The sequence below is a fragment of the Mycolicibacterium moriokaense genome (assembly GCF_010726085.1).
Taxonomy (GTDB): domain Bacteria; phylum Actinomycetota; class Actinomycetes; order Mycobacteriales; family Mycobacteriaceae; genus Mycobacterium; species Mycobacterium moriokaense.
The window spans coordinates 3,472,051-3,491,534 of record NZ_AP022560.1 but is presented as its reverse complement, the minus strand read 5'-3'; the positions used below and the strand labels follow the sequence as shown (position 1 = coordinate 3,491,534).

General features: G+C 65.4%; 8 protein-coding genes. 5 read left to right on the top strand and 3 right to left on the bottom strand.

Features of this window, described 5'->3' with window-relative positions:
• Nucleotides 1–100 precede the first annotated feature (100 nt).
• Complete coding sequence (locus tag G6N43_RS17010) at nucleotides 101–1,357, top strand: HNH endonuclease signature motif containing protein (protein WP_163658136.1); 1,257 nt, start codon at nucleotides 101–103, stop codon at nucleotides 1,355–1,357.
• On the opposite strand, the gene G6N43_RS17005 is transcribed toward G6N43_RS17010, so the two are convergent.
• Nucleotides 1,354–13,803 (bottom strand): ATP-binding protein, encoded by a 12,450-nt coding sequence (locus G6N43_RS17005; protein WP_244960500.1) that lies wholly within the window; start codon nucleotides 13,801–13,803, stop codon nucleotides 1,354–1,356. The two genes, G6N43_RS17010 and G6N43_RS17005, sit on opposite strands and share 4 nt — an antisense overlap.
• Before the next feature lie 97 nt (nucleotides 13,804–13,900).
• On the opposite strand from G6N43_RS17005, the gene G6N43_RS17000 reads away from it, so the two are divergent.
• The 3 genes from G6N43_RS17000 (at nucleotide 13,901) to yaaA (ending at nucleotide 16,772) form a co-directional block, all read left to right on the top strand.
• Nucleotides 13,901–15,037 carry an alkaline phosphatase family protein gene (locus tag G6N43_RS17000; RefSeq protein WP_083157851.1) on the top strand — a complete coding sequence of 379 codons (1,137 nt, stop codon included), beginning with the start codon at nucleotides 13,901–13,903 and terminating at the stop codon, nucleotides 15,035–15,037.
• A 294-nt stretch (nucleotides 15,038–15,331) separates the two neighbouring features.
• Nucleotides 15,332–15,994 carry a glycoside hydrolase gene (locus G6N43_RS16995; RefSeq protein WP_083157850.1) on the top strand — a complete coding sequence of 221 codons (663 nt, stop codon included), beginning with the start codon at nucleotides 15,332–15,334 and terminating at the stop codon, nucleotides 15,992–15,994.
• A 31-nt stretch (nucleotides 15,995–16,025) separates the two neighbouring features.
• Nucleotides 16,026–16,772, top strand: coding sequence for a peroxide stress protein YaaA (gene yaaA / locus G6N43_RS16990; protein ID WP_083157849.1), 747 nt, complete (start codon nucleotides 16,026–16,028; stop codon nucleotides 16,770–16,772).
• Between the two features lie 4 nt (nucleotides 16,773–16,776).
• Here yaaA and G6N43_RS16985 read toward each other — a convergent pair whose 3' ends face one another.
• Together G6N43_RS16985 and G6N43_RS16980 are read right to left on the bottom strand one after the other, a co-directional pair.
• Nucleotides 16,777–17,262 (bottom strand): hypothetical protein, encoded by a 486-nt coding sequence (locus G6N43_RS16985; protein ID WP_234810356.1) that lies wholly within the window; start codon nucleotides 17,260–17,262, stop codon nucleotides 16,777–16,779.
• Between the two features lie 83 nt (nucleotides 17,263–17,345).
• Nucleotides 17,346–18,977, bottom strand: coding sequence for a fatty acid--CoA ligase (locus G6N43_RS16980; RefSeq protein WP_163658132.1), 1,632 nt, complete (start codon nucleotides 18,975–18,977; stop codon nucleotides 17,346–17,348).
• A gap of 99 nt (nucleotides 18,978–19,076) precedes the next feature.
• Here G6N43_RS16980 and G6N43_RS16975 point away from each other — a divergent pair, with 99 nt between their 5' ends.
• A complete protein-coding gene (locus G6N43_RS16975; protein ID WP_083150966.1) occupies nucleotides 19,077–19,445 on the top strand; it encodes a hypothetical protein in 369 nt (122 codons plus the stop codon).
• Nucleotides 19,446–19,484: the final 39 nt, after the last annotated feature.

The window sequence follows — 19,484 nt, the reverse complement described above, 5'->3', positions numbered from 1 at the left end:
ATCCATTTCATGCAGCTGATTGGCTGCATGTTTAACATAGGCAGCCGCTGGGCTGCATGTCAATGGTCAACTTGTCGGACCCTGTTGTTTTGATGGGGTCATGTTGGCGATCGCACCGAAAGAGCGTCTTGAGGTGTTGTTCGACGAGTTGGCGGAGTTAAGCGGTCAACGCAACGCCATCGATGCGCGCATCGTGGAGATCGCCGCCGAGATCGAAAACGACCGGCTCAGGGGGATCACCGGCGCACGGTCGCTGGCGGCGCTGATGGCCTGGAAGACCGGCACCTCCCCGACCAACGCCAAAACCATCGCCACCATAGCCGGCCGACTCGCCCAGTTCCCCCGCTGTGTGGCCGGGATGCGCGAAGGCCGGCTCTCACTGGATCAGGTCGGCGTCATCGCCGCACGCGCCGCCGACGGCTCCGATGACCACTACGCCCCACTGGCCGCCGTGGCCACCGTCACCCAACTGCGCACCGCGGTACGACTGGAACCACGCCCGGAACCCAGCCCCTGGGCCCCCCAACCCTCGATCACCAAAACCAGCGACGACAACCTCACTTGTTGGCGCATCCGACTCGCCCACCCCGAAGCCGCAATGTTCGACGCCGCGCTGAAATCCCATCACGACGCGCTGATCGCCCAATACAAACGCGACCACAATCTCGACGACACCGACGACAATCCCGCCGACCACGACCCCCACAAAAAGGCTTCCCCGCTGCGGCCGCCGTTTCCGACCACCCTGGACGCGTTCCTGCAACTGATCCAGACCGGCTGGGACGCCGACGTCACGCGCCGACCCCACGGCCAACACACCACCGTCCTCGTGCACCTCGACGTCAAAGAACGCCTCGGCTCACTGCACTTGGGGCCGCTGCTGACCGACGCCGAACGCCAATACCTCACCTGTGACGCCACCGCCGAAGTCTGGTTCCACCGGGACGGCAACGTCATCGGCGCCGGGCGCACCACCCGGCTGATCAACCGCCGACTGCGCCGCGCCCTGGAATTCCGCCACCCCACCTGCGCCGTGCCCGGATGCGGCGCCACCCGCGGCCTGCACGCCCACCACCTACGGCACTGGGAAGACGGCGGCCTCACCGAAATGAACAACCTCGTCCTGGTGTGCCCGTATCACCACCGCATGCATCACCGTGGCGAGATCACCATCACCGGACCCCCCGAGCGCCTCACCGTCACCGACGACACCGGCCAAATACTGAGCCCCGCATCACTAGCCCGACCACCCACCACACCCCCACCCAACGTCCCACCCTGCCCCGGTCCCCTCGGCGAACGCGCCCAATGGTGGTGGTACAACCCCTTCGAACCCCAACCACCCAACAACAACTAGACCGCGCCAATATGGTCGAGTTCGTCGAAGCGAGCGAGTGCCTGATCGCGTTGGTTGTGATCGAAGGCCTCCATCCGCGTCACGCGAGGTCCGTCGAAGTGGAGAAGAATGACGGTCGGCAGTTCGATCGCAGTGCCCTCGGCCGTCGCGCCTCTGACGACAACGCTGATGACGACCCCCTTCGCGGAGTGCTTGGGAATGTCGGCGACGTCTACGCGGATGTCGGGAATCAGTGACGCCATCGCGCGGAGGGATGTCCAGTGGTCACCGATCTTGTCCCCAGTCCCGAGCTGTCGGTGGTTGACGAACGTGGCGCCGGATTCGCGAGCGGCCAACGTATCCCAGTCTTGACGGTTGGCGCATTCGATCACTTGGCGCATCGATTCGATGACTTCTGGATGGTCTACCTCACCCGACGCGATCCACCGAGCATGGAGCTCATCGAAGGCCGAGTCGATGTCTTCGGGGTCGAAAATCGCGAACCACGAGATCAATTCGTCGTTGTCAAGACTGCCGAGGTTCAAAGCCTCGACAGCGATAGGACTACCGGTCTCGCTCAGATCGCGGAATGTCACGCGGCTCAGCATCAGATGCTCGCCCCTGACGGCGATGGGCTCAAACTCCGCACGCCACCCGGCGGCCGCACCGAATGTCACTGTGTGCGCGTATTCCGGCCTGATTGAACCCGCGTCGCGCAGCCCTTTTCGCCGATCTTCGTACATGCAGTCCTTGGCGAAAAGTGCGAGATACCCATCAGGGTCGCGTCTGCTGAATGCATCTATTACGCGTGTGAGGATGCGGGTTGCTGCGTTCTTCAGCAGAGGTGCGAACGTCTCGAGATGGGTGGTCTGGACAGCGTCGACCTTTGTGTGGGTGCAATCCCCCGACGCTATCCAGCGGGTGTCCAGTTCCGCGAAGGCAGCTTCGATGTCTTCGGGATCGAAAAGAATACTGCGGCAAAGCAATTCGTCCTCGGTGGCCTCTACAAGCGCCAGCACCTCTGCAACGACCGGGCGATCGGCCTCGCCGTTGTCGCGACAGATATGGCGAACTAGTGCCAGACGAGGCCCTCGGATCGCGACTGGCGCGATCTCGACACGCCAAGTCGGCGCTCCGGTGAACAACAGTCCATGTGCGAGTTCATGGTCCACTGGGCCCTCGTTGCGCAGGCCTTTTCGCCGGTCCTCATAACGCGCATCGCGGTCAAACGCGGCGAGGTAGCTGTCCAGATCCCGAGTGTTGAATGCGTCTGCGGCTTGGGTATCCCCGCGGATCGCGGAGTTATTCAGTTGGGGCGCTGCGGGTGTCAATTCCTCCAACCGCGCCAACGCGTCGTCAAGGTCTGCTTCGTCGAAGATCTCTACGCGACTGATCAAATCGCCGTCGACCGCGAAGATGACGACCTCTCGCCACTCCGCCTCGAAGCCTTCGCTTGACGTACCACGCTGGACTTGCGTGAGCACTGCTCCGAGATCGGTCACCCGATGCACCGCTTCAACATGGATTCTGGCGTCAGGAGTCAACTCCCCCGCGGCATGAAGGAACGCTGTCATCTCACCTGCCGGAATGCAGACCCCCGTCCTATGGTCGACATTGACCCAATCACGTGTCGTAGCCGGCAGTTCACGACGGTTGAGGGCTGCGTAGATATCAGCCACGACGGACCAGACCTCTGCGTGAGCCGAGGCTTCCCCAGCAAGATAACGAGAATCGAGCTCGGCGAACGCAGCGTCGACGTCGTCGAGGTCGAATGCGACCGTCGCGGCAATTCGATTGTCCGCATCGATCTCGATGATGCCGAGCATCTCCGCGCTGACTTCACCGGGCAACTGACCACGGTTCCTTGTATGGACACGTTTGAGGACCAGGCGTTCGCCCCGGGTCGCGATGAGGCGAAATGTCATATGCTCGAACCCGACCTCGACAGCGGCTTGCATATCCGCGATCTGCACATCTCGCCCTCGGCGGACGCCGGCATTCACGACCCGACGCCGGTCTATGGCGACGATGTCCTCGGCCAGTACCTCCGCCATCGCCGCCCAATCGCGCGCCGCCAAAGACTCCTCATACTTGTCGGCCACACGGCTCGCCATATTCGCCAGTTGGCTTGCTGGGACCATGAGTTCGTCGAACCGCGCAAGCGCGGCGTCCAGATCGTCCTCGTCGAAAATCTCGACGCGGTCGATCAAATCGCCATCGAATATCGTGAGACTGATCCCCCGCCACTGAGCATCGAACCCGTCCGGTGTCGTCCAATCCCCCTGCCAGGACAGTAAGGCCGCCGAGTTGCCGAGCCGATGCACCGACTCGATGTACACGGCGGTTCGCGGGACCTCTATTGCAGCCGCCAGGTACGCGTCGCGCGACGCATCTTGGATCATCGGCAGGCGACGATGATCCTCAACCACCCAATCCGGTGTCGCCGCAGGCAATTCGCTCCGGTTCATCGCGGCAAATATTCCCTTGACCAGTGTCCAGGTATGGGAGCGCGACGCCGCCTCACCTTCTGCGTACCTAGCGTCGAGTTCCTCAAACGCAGCAGTGATCTCTTCGAGGTCAAACATCACGCAGGCCGTGATCCGCTGTTCGTCGTCGATCTCGACGATGCCGAGCACCTCCGTGCGGTATGCCTCCGACCTCTGATCGTGCCCGCCGAATCGGTAGCGACTGAGTACGAGATGTTCTCCGCGAGTTGCGATCACGGTGGCAGTGATGTCCTTGACACCGACGTCCGCAATCGCACGCCAATCGCCGATCGCGGCATCCCTGCCGCGTCGAAGCCCCAGACCGACAATGGAACGTCGATCGTCTGTGGACGTGTCATCCGCCAACAGCTCTGCCATCGCGGCCCAGTCACGGGCAGAGAAGGCTGCATCGAGCCGTTCATGCAGTCGACTCGCCTGGTTCTGCGGCCGACCTGTTTCCCTACTGAGCTCATCGAACCTCGCGAGCGCGTCGTCGAGATCGGCGTCGTCGAAGTACTCGAAGCGATTAATCCCGTCGTCTCGAACGGTCACCACTGCAATGCCCGGCTCTTCACCGCCGAAGCCCTGCCGCGAGGTTCCACGAGCGACAGCAGTGAGTACTGCCCCGATATGAGTGAGGCGGTGGACCGCGACTATATCGATGTGCCAATCGGGCATGACTTCCCACGCGGCGCGCATGTTTGCAGCGAAGTCACCGTGGAACAGTGCGGGACTGTGGCGGTCGACATAGACCCAGTCCGGCGGTATCGGCGCGAGCTCGTGGCGGTTTAGCGCGGCATATGTATCGGTGATGACGGACCACACCCGGGAATATGGCAACGCTTCGCTCGCCACGTATCGGGCATCGAGTTCCGCTAGCGCCGCATCGATGTCGTCGGGATCAAACACCACTCTGGCGGCAATCCGCCCGTCGTCATCGCTCATCGCGACGCACAGCGACTCGGTGTTGAACGTTTCGGGCCCTTGGCCGCGGCTGGACAGGTGGGAACGTGCGAGGAAGAGACGGTCGCCGCGCGTGGCGATGACATCCGAGGTGATCTCAGTGCCGCCCAGACCCGCCACGGCCCGCGCATCGGCGATCGCAGCACTTCGACCACGCCGCGTCCCGGCGTTCACGATGCGGCGACGATCGTCAAGCGAAAGATCCTCCGCCAAGTACTCCGCCATGGACGCCCAGTCGCGGGTCGCAAAGCACGCCAAGGCGCGCGCTTCCGCGCGGGTCGCGGTGTTTTCGATTCGCGCTGGTCCGCTGAGTTCGTCGAACTTGGCTAATGCTGCGTCGAGGTCTACCTCATCGAACAATTCAGTGCGATTGATCATGCCGCGATCGACGGTCACCAGATCGATCTGTCGCCACTCGGCGGCGAAGCCCGTTCTAGACGTACCCTGCGTCGCGCTGGTGACGACAGCCCCAAACATGTTCAGTCGATGGACAACCTCGACGCGGATCTTGTTGTCTGGCGTGTCCTCCCACGAAGCATGGATAAATGGGAGCAGATCGCCCACCGCGAAAGTACCTCCACCCTTTCGGTGGTCGAGGTTGACGAAGTCTGGTGGGGTCGGAGGCAGCTCGTGTCGGTTGAGCGTGGCATAGCCCGCTGCGATGACCGACCATATGTCTGCGTACGGGGCCGCCTCACCGGTGAGATACCGGGCGTCGAGTTCTTCAAAGGCAGCATCGATGTCGTCGACATCGAAAATGATCTGGGCCGTCATTCGACCGTCACCATCGATTTCGCCTAGTACAACGTTCTCGACGTAAAACGCCCCGGGTCTCGCTTCGTAACGCGACTCTGCCCGAGCCAGGACGAGACGTTCACCGCGCGTTGCGATCACGTCGGTCGCAAATTCTTGGATCCCGAAGCTGGCGGCAGGCCGCATGTCATGCAACAGCGAGTACTTGCCGCGTCGAATCCCACCGTTCACGACTCGGCGGCGGTCCTCGTTCTGCAGGTCGTCTGCCAACATCTCAGCCATCGCGTCCCAATCGCGGGCAGCGAATGATGCCCGGAAACGAACGCCCAATTGGCTCGCCGCGTTCTCCATCGGAGGTTTCGGCCGACTGAGTTCATCGAACTGGGCAAGTGCGGCGTCGAGATCAGCCTCGTCGAACAACTCGCACCGGCTGAATAGCTCGCCCTCGACGGTAAAGAGGTTGATCGTCCGCCATTCAGCGTCAAAGCCTTCGCGCGTGGTGCCTCTCAGAACCTGGGTGACGACGGTTCCGGATTCATTGAGTCGATGCGCAGCCTCGACGTAAATGCGGAGGTTCTGCTCGAGGTCAGCCCACGCCGCTTCTACGTACGCGGTCATATCGCCTGATGCGAAGGTAGCTCCCCTGCGGTGGTCGATGTTCACCCATCGCGGCGTGGTCGCCGGTAAGCCGCGCTGATTCATCAAGGCATAAGCCTTCACGACCACCGACCACGTCTGCGAATGCGCAGCTGCTTCGCCGGCGAGGTACCGCGCATCGAGTTCTTCGAATGCAGCATGAATGTCCTCGGGATCGAAAAGGACGAGCGCAGCGATCCGCTCGTCCGCATCGATCTCGACGAGTTGAGCGAGCTCGATCACACTCGACTCGGGTCGCTGCGCCCCGCTCCCGTAGCGGATGTGGCTGAGGGTCAGATGCTCGCCCCTGGTCGCAATGCCAGTTCGTGCTATCTCTGTGAGACCGATCTTGGCCCCTACTCGTAGGTCGTCGACCACGGCGCTTCGACCGCGCCGAAGACCGGCGTTGACCACCCGCCGGCGATCGTCGATCACAATGTCGTCAGCCATCACCGAAGCCACCGCGTCCCAGTTACCCGCGGCGATCTGCGCCTGACAGCGTGCTTCAACCCGGCTGGCCGTATTCGTCAATCGCGTTGCGGGGCGACAAAGTTCGTCGAACCGCGCCAGCGCCGCACCGAGGTCTTTCTCGTCAAAGAGTTCGCTGTGTTTGATTCGGTCGCCGTCGATCTTCGTAAGGGTGATTACTCGCCACTCCCCCTCGAATCCATGTTGGGAGGTTCCGGTCGCGACATGAGTGACGACCGCGCCGACAGGGCTCAGTCGATGAACCGCCTCGATGTAGATGCTGACGTCTGGCGTTTGGTGCCACATTTCGCGCACATACGAAGAGAGTTCACCTGGGGCGAACGCGGCTCCCCGTCTGTGGTCGACATTCACCGCATCGGGGGTCCACTCCGGAAGCTCATGCCTCCTCACCGCCGCGTATCCCTGGGTGAGCACCGACCACGCTTGCGCATACGGGACTGCCTCGCCTGCGAGATACCGGGCGTCGAGCTCTTCGAATGCGGCATCAAGATCGTCGAAGTGGACCGCCGCCACTAGCTGGCCATCCCCGTTGATCTCACCGACCGTCAGCGGTTCGAGGCCGAACATATGGGGACTGCCCGCGCCGCCCGTAACCCGAGTGCGGGTAAGCGCCAGGCGCTGCCCACGGATCGCAATGACAACTGGCTCGAAACTTCCCATTCCGAGATCGGTGATTGCCCGCAAGTTTGCGATCTGGGCATCCCGGCCGCGTTGGATGGCGCTGCTCACCACCCGCCGTCGATCGTCATCGCAGAAGTCGTCGGCCAGCAGCTCCGCCACGGCACCCCAGTCACGCGCCGAGACGCTGGCACTGAACTGCTCGATGACCCGAGTCGCGGCATTCTCCAGTCGCGGTGTGGGGCGGGTGAGTTCGTCGAGCCGGGCGAGCGCCGCATCGAGGTCCGCCTCGTCGAATAGTTCACAGCGACTTGCCTCGTCGCCGTCAACCGTCATCAGGTTGATCATTCGCCATTCGGCATCGAAGCCCTCCGGCGATGTTCCGCGCGACACCTGAGTGAAAAGCGCCGCGTGATCGCGCAATGCATGCACCGACTCAACGCGATTGGTGAGATTTGGCGTGAGGTCGTTGAGGGTGCTGACGATTTCTCTGAGGTCCGCATCCGCGAGCGGCGTCCCTCGCCGGTGATCGACAGATGTCCACTCCGGCGTTACGTCCGGCATCTCGTGACGAGCCAACGCTGCAAAGACACCGACGACGACGGACCAGGTCTGCGCATACGCGGCCGCCTCGCCTGCGAGATACCGGGCCTCGAGCTCCTCGAACGCGGCCTCAATATCGTCGGCGTCGAATGCGATCCGCCTCGTGATCTGGTCGTCGGCGTTGATCTCGATGATGTCGACGATGTCGGTATGGAAGGCATCTGGACCTTCCTCTCGCCCCGAGAAGCGAGTCCGCAGAAGGGCAAGACGCTCGCCGCGGGTCGCGACCACGGTGGACTTCGCACTCACAACACCCAATCCGGCGATGGCCTGCATGTCCGAGATTTCGGCATTCCGACCGCGCCGGATTCCGGCGCCTACGACCCGCCGACGGTCGTCATGGCACATGTCCGCGGCCACCACGGCGGCCATTGACTTCCAATCGCGGTCAGCCAGACACGCGTCGAAGCGGTTGTTGACCCGGGTCGCCGCGTTTTCCAGTTGCACTGCCGATCGGGTGAGCGCGTCGAACTTCGCGACCGCGGTGTCGAGATCGGTGTCCTCGAAGAGCTCGCAACGGGTGACTGCGTCACCATCGACTATCGAGAGGCTGACTTCGCGCCATTCGGCGTCGAAGCCCTCTTTCGACCTCGTATACGCCACGTAACCGACGACAGCCCCGAGGTCGTTTAGGCGATGCACGACCTGGACGTGGGTCTCGATGTGTTGATCTAGGTCATGTCCGGCCTGGACATACGCCTCGAGGTCGCCGGGAGCGAAATTTCTCGTCCGGCGGTGATCCAGCGTGACGCAGTCGGGTGACATAGGTGGAACCTCGTCGTGGCTCACGGCCGCGAAGGTGCCTGCGATGACCGACCACGTGTGCGCGTGCGCGGCCGCTTCGCCCGAGAGATATCGCGCGTCGAGTTCCTGGAAGGCGGCCTCGACGTCGTCCGGGTCGAATACCACCCTTGTGGTCTCAAGCCCCTCCGCATCGACTTCACTCAGTTCCAGCGTCTCGGCAGTAAAGGGGTTGGGTCCAGCTTGGCGCTGCTCCCACTGGATACGACTGAGGCATAGCCGATTTCCGCGCAGAGCAATCGGCACATTTGTGGCCCCGACACCCAGGTCGGCGATTGCCCGGATATTCTCCAGCGCCGCCGCGCGATCGCGCGTCACACGACGCAGTCCCCGGCGCCGGTCTTCATTGAAGTGATCAACCGCGAGCAGCGCTGCGATCTCGTCAGCGCGGCCTTGCGTGAAGAGGGCGTAACACTGGTCCTCGACTCGACTTGCCGCATTCTCGAGTCGCCTTGTCGGCCTGCCGTGTTCGAACCTGGCGTGCGTCGCTTCCATTTCAGCTATCGCGGCGTCGATGTCCTCGACGTCGAACCAGATCTGCAGCGCGATTCGACCGTCGTCGTCGAGGCCGACGAGCTGCAGCATCTCGTCCTGCGGCGCCCCAGGAGTCGCGTCTGCAGTGCCCACCACGCTTCGCGCCAACGCGAGGCGCTCTCCCCGGATGGCGATGATGGAGCGATGCCTCTGCACGGCGCGCATATCGCGGATGAACCTGTCTGCTCCACGTGCCATTTCGCGGGCAGGCAGATCCATCCGCTCGAAGCCGACGATCTTTCGATGGCTCTCGATCGACCCGATTGATGCATGCTCGCGCTCGACTTCGCTCAATGCGCGACGGCTCACCGCGTCCGCGACCCGGCGGAGTACGCGCACACACTCGTTTTCCAGTTCGACGTCGGCATGCATGGCGTCGAGCTCTGCCATCGCGGCCTCGAGGTCCTCGACGTCGAACCACACCTGCACCACGATTCGACCGTTCTCGTCGAGTCCGACAACCTGCAGCCACTCGTCCTGTGGCGCCCCAGGACTCACGTCTGGGGTACCGACCTCCAACCTGGAGAGAGACAAACGCTCGCCCCGCAAGGCCAGGATCGAACGGCGCGAACGCGTCGCATGCAGTCCATGAGCAAAGGTTTCAGTTTCACTTACGAATTCGTGTGGTCGATACGCGACCCGTGTGAACCCGACGATCTTGCGGCGGCTTTCGATCGAGCCAAGCGGTGCATACTCTCGTTCCATCGCGGCTCGATCTGAGTTCTGGACGGCAGCATCGACGCGGCGAAGTGTGCGCATACACTCGTTGTCCAGTTCGCGGTCCGGTATCTCCGGCTCTGATCGGACGGGCGGGATTCTCGTGCCCACGAGCTGGCGCGCCTTCCCCGCAAGTGCGGCAGCGCCTTTCAGTTCATACAGTTCAGCCGCTCGCTCCGCAGCCGCCCGCGCTCCGGCGGCGTCACCAGCCATGTCCAACACCGTCGCCAGTGCGAGGCAGGCATCACCGTGGTCGACCAGCAGATCGGTGCGCTCGGCGACCGCAACGGCTTCCTGCGCCACCAGCCTCGCCTCATCATGGGTGCCATTGCGCGCCAGCAGTTGTGCACGAACAGTTCGCCAAGCAATTGACGGCTTCAGCGCATGGCCCGCAAGACGCTCACTCTCCGCACACAATTCGTCAGCCTCGGCATCCCGGTCGAGCGCCAAGCACGCTCGCGCCAACAACGCCGCGGTCTCCGCAGTATCCGCGTCCAGCCCCATCCGTCGAAAACCGTCATACGCGCGCCGAAGCAGCGGCTCCGCGGCCGCGGGATCGTCGGCAACCAACTCGACGATGCCCGCGAACTGATCCACCTCCAGCAGCGCATGCCGCATGCCGAGTTCCGTGAGTGATCTGCGAGCCGAGTCGATCAACGCACGCCCCGCGGCGGCCCGCCCACGCAGCGCATCCAGCACACCTTGACACCTCGTCGATGTCGCCTCCACCACCGGCGATCCCGTCGTGATGCGAAGCAGCCGAACGACATCGAGACACCGCCCGCCCGCGCGCGGCACCGGATTCGGCCCCCACAGCGCCGCCAACGGTGCGCCTGCCAGCACGGCGTTCACGCGTCGGTGCTCATGCGCCCGCCGCGCCGCCGTCAGCGCCTGGTCCAGCGCGGTCTCCGCGTCGCCGATCCTGCCCAGCCGAGCCAGGCACATCGCCCGCACGGTGTGTGCCTTGGCCTCCCCCGCCGCATCCTCCAAACCGGCCAGCTTTTCGGCCGCCGCAGCCACCGCGGCTTCGATCTCATCCAAGCGTTCGGGCTCGGTCAGCATCGAAAGCTCGCCATCGAAACACGCGCCCCAGGCCGCCAGACGCACCGAATCACCCGCGGCTCGCTGCAACTGCGCCACCGCACCCGCCGCCGACACCACATCGCCCGCGGCCAACAGGGCTTCACATCGCGCAACCAACAGTTCAGCCTGCAGGGCGTCGCGATCCGGCAGTTCCTCGTCAAGCTCCTCCAACGCGTGCAACGCCTTGTCGAAGAGATCGGCCGCACCCTCGTAGGCCAGCCGCGCCATCGCCTGATCTGCGGCGCGCCGGCAGTACTCAACTGCCTTGGCCGCGTTGCCCGCCCACGCACACTCGAAGTAGTGGTACGCCAATTCGGCCAACAGCTCGTCGTCGTCCGCGCCGGCCTCGGCCTCGAGAGTCGCGGCGATCCTCTGATGCAGCCGCATCCGTCGCACCGACGCAAGCTCGGCGAGCAACGACTGCCGCACCAAAGCGTGGTTGAACCGATAACGTCCACCGGGCTCCTCGATGACGATGCCCGCCTTGCACGCCTCGTCGAATGCGTCGATCAAATCCGTGCCGACGACACTTTCCACCAAAGCCAGCGGGAACCGGCTGCCGACAACCGCCGCCGCGGCCAGCGCCTTGTTGGTCTCCTCCGGCAGTCGAGAAAGCCTGCGGCTCACCGCTTCCCGAACGCCCTGCGGCAGGGTGCTCGGATCCCACCGGCCGCCGCTTTCGTCGACATGCCGCAGCGCCTCGATGAGGAAGAACGGATTGCCGCCCGTTACCGACGCCAACGCACGGGCCAACTCCTCGTCGTCGTAACCGGCCTCGGCAACGTAGGCGGTGACGTCGTCCTCATCGAGGCCGCTGAGTGCAAGGCGCGTGGCGGAGCCGTCGCGATGCAGGTCGGCCAGCATCGCCGCCAGCGGATGCGAGCGATCGAGGTCGGTGCTGCGGTACGTGCCGACGATCTGCACTCGGGCGTGTTCGCCGAAGCGGAGCAGATGCCGCAACAGCAGCAGCGTGGGCTTGGCCGCCCAGTGCAGGTCGTCGAGGATCAGTACGACGGGCGCACTCGCCGACGCCGCCGCCAGCAGCGCGACCACCGCGTCGAATAGTGCATAACGTTCGGTGTCCGGGTCCGAACGCGGCGGCGTCGGCAGATCGGGAACGACTTCGGTGAGCCCGGGAACCAACGGTAGCAGCGCTTCGACACCTCGCAGGGCGCGCAGCCGCTTGGCGCCGAGACACGGCATCAACGAGCGCAACGCCTCCGCGAACGGCTGGTAAGCCGCACCGAGATCCTCGTCGCAGCGGCCATAGAGGACGACCGCACCTTGCTCGTACGCCTGACGCGACCATTCGCCGGCCAGCCGCGTCTTCCCCACCCCCGGCTCGCCAGCGACCAGCACCGCTTGCGTCCCGACCGTGAGCGTGGACTGCCAGGCCGCCAACAGCCCCGCAAGCTCTCGACCGCGCCCGACGAACGGCCCCGCCCCGGTCAGCACCGCGGGCAGCGCGGGTCGCTGGATCGGCGGCTCACTCGGCTGAGCGGGCGCTTCCTCGGTGGTTTCCAGACGCAGTTCGAACACGTGCTCCGGACGCGCGAGGTTGCGCAGCTGACGAATCCCCAAATCGGCGAGGACGACATCATCGGCGAGCGAGTCGATGACTAGCTCCGCCGTCGCGCCCGAGCACAGGATCTGTCCGCCGGCGGCCAGCGATCGCAGCCGCGCGGCGCGGTTGACCGCCCGGCCGAAGTAGTCGCCGTCGCGCAGTTCGACCTCGCCGGTGTGCAGCGCGATCCGGATCCGCATCGGCTGCGCCAACGCCCACGGCTCGTGACCTATCGCCTCCTGCAACTGAATCGCCGCCGCGGCCGCCGCTGACGGCCGGTCGAACACCGAGAAGGTTGCATCGCCCTCGCCCCGCGTCTTGACCAGCCGCCCGCCACGGGAGGTGACGACTCGTTCGACGATCTCGTCGTGGCGGGCCAGCGCCACCGCCATGGCATCCGGTTGCGCCTCCCACGCCGCCGTCGACCCCTCGATGTCGGTGAGCAGGAACGTCACCGCTTTGGTGACCGCCGAAAGCTGCTGCGACACAGGGATTTCCAGTGCGGGATCCTGAGCGACAATCGCGGCCTCCAGCCGGCGCAGGTTCGGACCCGGATCTACCCCCAGCTCGTCGCCGAGCAGCGACCGTGCGCGTTGGAAGGCGGCCAGCGCCTCACCCTGCCGTCCCGCGCGGTACAGGGCAAGCATCAACTGTCCCCAGCGCCGCTCGCGCAGCGGCGCGTCGGCGATCGCCGCCTCCAGCTCACCGATGATTTCCGCCGCGCGACCCGTCGCGAGCAGCGCGTCGGCGCGGTCCTCCACCAGCGCGGCGTGCCCCTCGATCCAGCGCGTCCTCTCCGAATCAGCGCGCGGCCCCTCGGGCAGCTCGGGAACTCCGCGCCAAAGGGCCAGCGCCTCGTCGAAGCGGGCGACCGCCTGACCGGCATCCCCGGCCGCGATCGCGTCGCGGCCCAGCCTGGCCGCCACCTTGTAGCGGGTGGCGTCGATCTCCGTCGTGCTCAGGGTCCAGCCCGAGCCCTCGGTCAGGACGAAGCCATCACCAAGGGCGCGCCGCAGAGAGGAGATGTGAGTCTGCAACGCCTTGGCCGCGGTGCGCGGTGGATCAGCGCCCCAGAGAAGCTCGGCGAGGGTGTCGGCGGAGACGACGGAGCCGCCGTGCAGGCCGAGCATTGTCAGGATGGCCCGAGGTTTGGCGCCGGGAACTGCGACCGGCAGACCGTGCTGCCGGACCTGCAGAGGTCCCAAAACCCCCAGCTCCACGTGTTGAAGCGTAGTCACGTGACCATCGTCAGGACGCGGATTCAATGAGCGGTAAAGGTTTGGTAAAGACCGCTTCGTTCTGTGGCAGGCTCGAATCGTGGAGCTACCCAAACCCGATCCGGAGAGCCCACACCTCGCGGACGTCATTCCGTCGGTTCTCACGGCCATGGGTGTGGAGGGTTTCGATGGCCGAATCCCGCTACCCGTAGACGTGGCCGGAGCGTGCGTACTGCTCATCGACGGGCTGGGCGCAGAACTGCTCGATGCCCACGCAGACGACGCTCCGGTGATGGCGGGCCTGCGTGGCCGCACGCTGCAGGTCGGTTTTCCCGCCACCACCGTCGCCGGGCTCGCGTCGCTGGGCACCGGCTGCCGGTCCGGCGAGCACGGCCTGGTCGGCTACTCCTTCCGACTACCGGATGTCGGGGTCGTGAACCCTTTGCGGTGGCGTATGCACCCGTGGGGCGACGACCTCCGAAAAGCCGCGCCGCCCGAGCAGGTTCAGCCCATGCCTACGACGTTCGAACGCGCCGTCGCTGCCGGCGCCAAGGTCAGCGTGATCTCCGGCGCGGAATTCACCGAATCCGGCATGACGCGTGCCGTTCTGCGGGGCGGTCGGTACATCGGCGTGCAGGCGCTCGGCGACCTGGCCGCACGTGTCCAGGAGGCCGTCGCCGACGGCGGGTTGTGCTACGCGTACCACAGCGAGCTCGACATGATGGGGCACCTCTACGGACCCGGGTCGCCCGCGTGGCGACTGCAGCTGCGCCAGGTCGATCGCCTGGTGGAATCGGTGGTAGAGGGCCTGCCGCCGGGTGGATTGCTCGCGGTGGTGGCCGACCACGGGATGGTCTGGGTGGACAGCTCCGAGGCCGTCGACATCGACAGCGAGCCCGCGCTGACCGAGGGGGTGACGGATGTCGGGGGCGAGGCGCGCGCGAGACATATATATGTAGCCCCCGGCGCCGTCGACGACGTCCTGGCCGCGTGGCGGGACACCGTCGCCGAACGGGCGTGGGTGGTGTCGCGCGACGAGGCGATCGACGCGGGGTGGTTCGGCGAGCGCGTGACCGACGAGACGCGGCGCCGCATCGGTGATGTCGTGGCCGCCGCTCGCGGGTCCATAGGTTTGCTGAGACGAACCGCCGAGCCCCTCGAATCGTCGCTCATCGGCCAGCACGGATCGCTCACTACCGCCGAGCAGAACATCCCGCTGCTGCTCGCACACGGATGATGCCGACGCAAACATGCCATGGCAGCGGTTGTAATTCCCTGTACTGCAATATATTTCGCGCCTATAGCTTGTATCCGATACACGCCCTGATTTTGAATATGCGCTTCAGCCAATCGAAATCGTCATCCCATTCACACAGCTCGGCAAACCCCCTCGTCAATATGCCCTTTTCTGTGGCATTTTCAGTGAATCAGTCCATGGATTACACATGGTATGATGGGCGTCACTCCATTTTGCGTGAAGGTGGTCACAGATTTTGGAGGCCCCCAAAACGCTCTGTTAACGTCCGGCCACATGTTTGCTGTCGCAACCCTTTTGACGCTTGTCAACTCGGTGTCGGGCACGCCGTACATCAGCGGTGGGGATTCCCCGGCCGGCACCGACTGCTCGGGTCTGGTCTCCTGGGTCACCAACGCCGCCACCGGCCGGCCCATCTACGGGGACCGATTCCACACCGGAAACATCGAGCAGGCGCTGCTTTCGCGTGGCTTCCAGTACGGCACGCAGCCCGGTGCCCTCAACGTCGGCTGGAACGGCGGCCACACGGCCGCGACGCTGCCCGACGGCACTCCGGTGTCCTCCGGTGAGGGCGGCGGTGTGAAGGTCGGTGGTGGCGGCGCGTTCCAGTCGCAGTTCACCAAGCACATGTTCCTGCCGATGCCTGCCGATCAGGTGCCGCCACCCCCTGGCGCCCCAGTCGTGTTGATGGCCGGAGAGGCGCCCCCGCCGCCGATGGCCCCGCCTCCGGCTCCGGATCCGATGCTGGCTCCACCTCCGGCACCCGCTCCGCCGATGGCACCGCCTCCGCCGCCCGCTCCGCCGGTCGGACCGGACCCGATGCTGGCGCCGCCTCCGCCCCCGCCGCCGGCCGATCCGTTCGCGCCGCCGCCCCCGGTCGACCCGATGGCTCCGCCGCCGGCACCGGGCGCACCGCCGGCGCCGATGCCTCCGGCCTGACCTCACGGCAGCGCCGGATAACGTCTCCGGCGTGATCGTTCTGCTGCCACCGTCGGAGACGAAGCATCCCGGCGGCGACGGACCACCGTTGCGCCTGGACACCCTGTCCCTACCCGAGCTCACGCCGCTGCGCGCCGCGCTGGTCGACGAGCTGGTGAAGCTGGCCGCCGACGAGTCGGCGTGTATGAAAGCGCTCGGGCTGTCGAAGTCGCAACGCGCGGAGATCGAACGCAACGCCGCGCTGCGCAATGCCCCTACACTGCCTGCGATCAACCGCTACACCGGCGTGCTGTACGACGCGCTAGACATCCAATCGCTCAAGGGCGCCGCCGCGGACCGGGCCCGAAGTCGGCTTGCGGTGGGCTCGGCGCTCTTCGGTGTCGTGCGTGCCGACGACGCCATTCCCGCGTACCGGCTCTCCGCGACCTCGAAACTGCCCGGACAGCCCGGTCTGTCCACCCGATGGCGGCCGCTGCTCGAGCCGCTCCTGGCTCAGCTGGCGAAAGAAGAGTTGGTCGTCGATCTGCGGTCAGGCTCGTACGCGGCGCTGGGCAGGCTGCCGGGAGCCGTCCAGGTCGAGGTGGTCTCCGAGCGCGCCGACGGAAAGCGCGCCGTCGTGAGTCACTTCAACAAGGCGCACAAGGGACGGCTGGCACGCGTCCTGGCGTCCACTCGCTCCGAGCCCGACGACGCGGGTGCCGTCGCCACCATCGCGCGGCGCGCGGGTATGCGCGTGGAACGGGACGGCGACCGCCTGACGATCGTCGTGACCGCCTGACTCGCTAGATCGGGGCGATCAGGTCCGTCGTGTAGAACTCCGCGGGAACCTGGGAGAACCTGTCCGGGCGACTGACGAACACCCATGCGCCCGTCGCCCACGGCTCGATGTTGTCCGTCAGCGTCACCGCCGCGGCTCCGGCCCCGTCGGCGTTCAACGAACCCTGTGCGACACCGGGGTCCGCACCCCAGCAGTGGGCCGCGGATGTTCGCGGCACCTGGATCAGCCGGACGTCGTAATGCATGCCAGGCGGAGCGGTGGCGATCTGGATATCGGCCGTCAGCGTCGATCCGTCCGACCGCAGGGTGCCCGTGACCCGCGCGTTCCCCGACGGGCCGTTGTAGTCGGTCTCGCTGTAATCGCATCGCCGCAAAAGCTGCGAGAACGGGAGCACGGTGCCGCCTGTCGCAGCGGCCGCTCCCGTGGTGCCGACGCCGTCGGCGTGCGCGACCGCGGGAGGTGCCGCCAGCACCAACGCAGTCGCCAGCATCAAAATCCGTCTCGTCTGCCCCATAGTCCCGAGTAAATCACCGATCAGCGTCGAGTTGGGCGAATCCAGCGGGGTCGCCGGCGTCAGTCCCGGCATTCGACGACGTCGTAAGCGCCGTCGGAATGCAGCGACCGGATGCGTTTCTTGTCGAACTTGCCCACGCTGGTCTTCGGCACTTCGTCGATGAACGTCCACCACTCAGGGAGCCAGAACCGGGCGACCCTGTCGCACAGATACTTTCGTAGTTCCTCCGCAGTGGCCTCGGCATCTTCCTTGACGACGACAGCGGCGAGCGGGCGCTCCTGCCAACGCTCGTCGGGTACCGCGACGACGGCCGCCTCCAGTACCGCGGGATGCTCCATGAGGCACAACTCCAGTTCCACCGACGAGATCCACTCGCCACCCGACTTGATCACGTCCTTGGCGCGGTCTGTGAGCGTGATGAACCCCTGCGGGTCGATGCGGCCGACGTCGCCGGTGCGCAGCCAGCCGTCGTCGAACTTCGACGCATCCGCGTTCTGGTAATACGACGCCGTGATCCACGGCCCGCGAATCTCTATCTCCCCCACGGCTTTACCATCATTCGGAAGGACCCCGCCGTCGTCGTCGACGATCCTGATCTCCACCCCGCTGAGCACCCGGCCCGCCGTGGCCCGCAACGTCCACGCGTCTTCCCCGGCGACCTCCGGCGGCGGTGCGGCCAGCGCCGCCAGCGGCGACGTCTCGGTCATCCCCCACCCCTGACGAATGACCACGCCGTACTTCTGCTCGTATTCCTTCATCATCCCGAGCGGCACCGCCGAGCCTCCGCACGCGACGATTCTCAGCGACGAGATGTCGCGACCGGGATGAGCGTTCAGGTACTGCAGCACATCGTTCCAGATCGTCGGGACAGCCGCGGAGATGGTGGGCCGCTTGGCTTCGATCATGTCTACGAGCGGTTCGGCCTGCAGATACCGGTCGGGCAACAGCAGATCCGCACCTGCCATCAGCGCGGCGTAGGGCTGGCCCCAGGCGTTGGCGTGGAACATCGGCACGACCGGTAGCACGCGGTCACCGTCGGCGAGGCCGATCGCGTTCGCGGAACAAACGGCCATCGAATGCAGATAGCTCGACCGGTGGCTGTACACAACGCCTTTGGGATTGCCGGTGGTGCCGCTGGTGTAACACATTGCGGCGCCGCTCTTCTCGTTGAGATCGGGCCAGTCGTAAGTCCTCGGCTGCCCGTCGAGAAGATCGTCGTAGCGGATCACCTGCTTGCCCGAGGCGGTGAGCGCATCGAGATCGCCTGCGCCGACGGCCACCACAGTGCGCACCGTCGTCAGCTCCGGGAGCACCGCCGCGAACAAGGGGGCCAGCGACATGTCCACCAACACGACGCGATCCTCGGCCTGGTTCGCGATGAACGCGATCTGCTCGCCCGACAGGCGGATGTTCAGGGTGTGCAGCACCGCACCCATGCACGGGGCGGCGAAGTAGGCCTCCAGATGCTCCTGGTTGTTCCACATGAATGTCGCGACGCGGTCCCCGTCCGCGACTCCGAGGCAGCGTAATCCGTTGGCGAGCTGGGCGACCCGGGCACCGAGTTCACCGAAGGAGATCTCGCGGTACCCGTCGGGTGTCTTCGTGATCACCTTGCGGCCCGAACACCACGTGGTGCCGTGCCGCAGGATCGCCGTGACGGTCAGCGGAAAGTCCTGCATCGTGCTGTCCATGTGCACCCCCAAGCGTGTGAGTGAGCAGGCACTCATGATCGCCGACTCGCGCGGCTGTTCGGCGGGAATCGACCAAGGTGGCCGATAGCATCTCGTGCCATGGTCCAGCCCGGCTATCCGATGTATCCGCCCCCGAAGCCGCCGGTCTCCGGCGCGGACATCGCCATCTCGGCCACCGTCCTCATCCTGACGGCGGTCTTCGGTGCGGCCGCGGCGTTCTTCGGAATCTTCTCGCTCGCGTTCCTCGACCATTGCCCGCCGGCGACCTGCAGCGTGGACGGGGCTGTCACCGCGGTGATGACGTCGCTCGGCATCGCCTTTGTCATCGGCGTTGTGGGACTTGTTGTGACGGTGGTGCAACTCTTCCGGCGCAAGCGCGGCTGGCCGTTCGCCGTCGCCACCCTGCTGTTATGCGTGGGGACGGTGTTCCTCGGTGGCGTCGGCTACGTGATGGCGGTGGGTGGCTGAGACGCGCCGGACACGGCTATCGGGCGAAACCGCCACTCG

Bases quoted from the DNA above. Each gene is read 5' to 3' on its own strand.
- G6N43_RS16985 (WP_234810356.1), bottom strand. From the start codon at position 17,262: ATGCTGGCGACTGCGTTGGTGCTGGCGGCACCTCCCGCGGTCGCGCAC.
- G6N43_RS16980 (WP_163658132.1), bottom strand. From the start codon at position 18,977: ATGGACAGCACGATGCAGGACTTTCCGCTGACCGTCACGGCGATCCTG.
- G6N43_RS16995 (WP_083157850.1), top strand. From the start codon at position 15,332: ATGTTTGCTGTCGCAACCCTTTTGACGCTTGTCAACTCGGTGTCGGGC.
- G6N43_RS16975 (WP_083150966.1), top strand. From the start codon at position 19,077: ATGGTCCAGCCCGGCTATCCGATGTATCCGCCCCCGAAGCCGCCGGTC.
- G6N43_RS17010 (WP_163658136.1), top strand. From the start codon at position 101: ATGTTGGCGATCGCACCGAAAGAGCGTCTTGAGGTGTTGTTCGACGAG.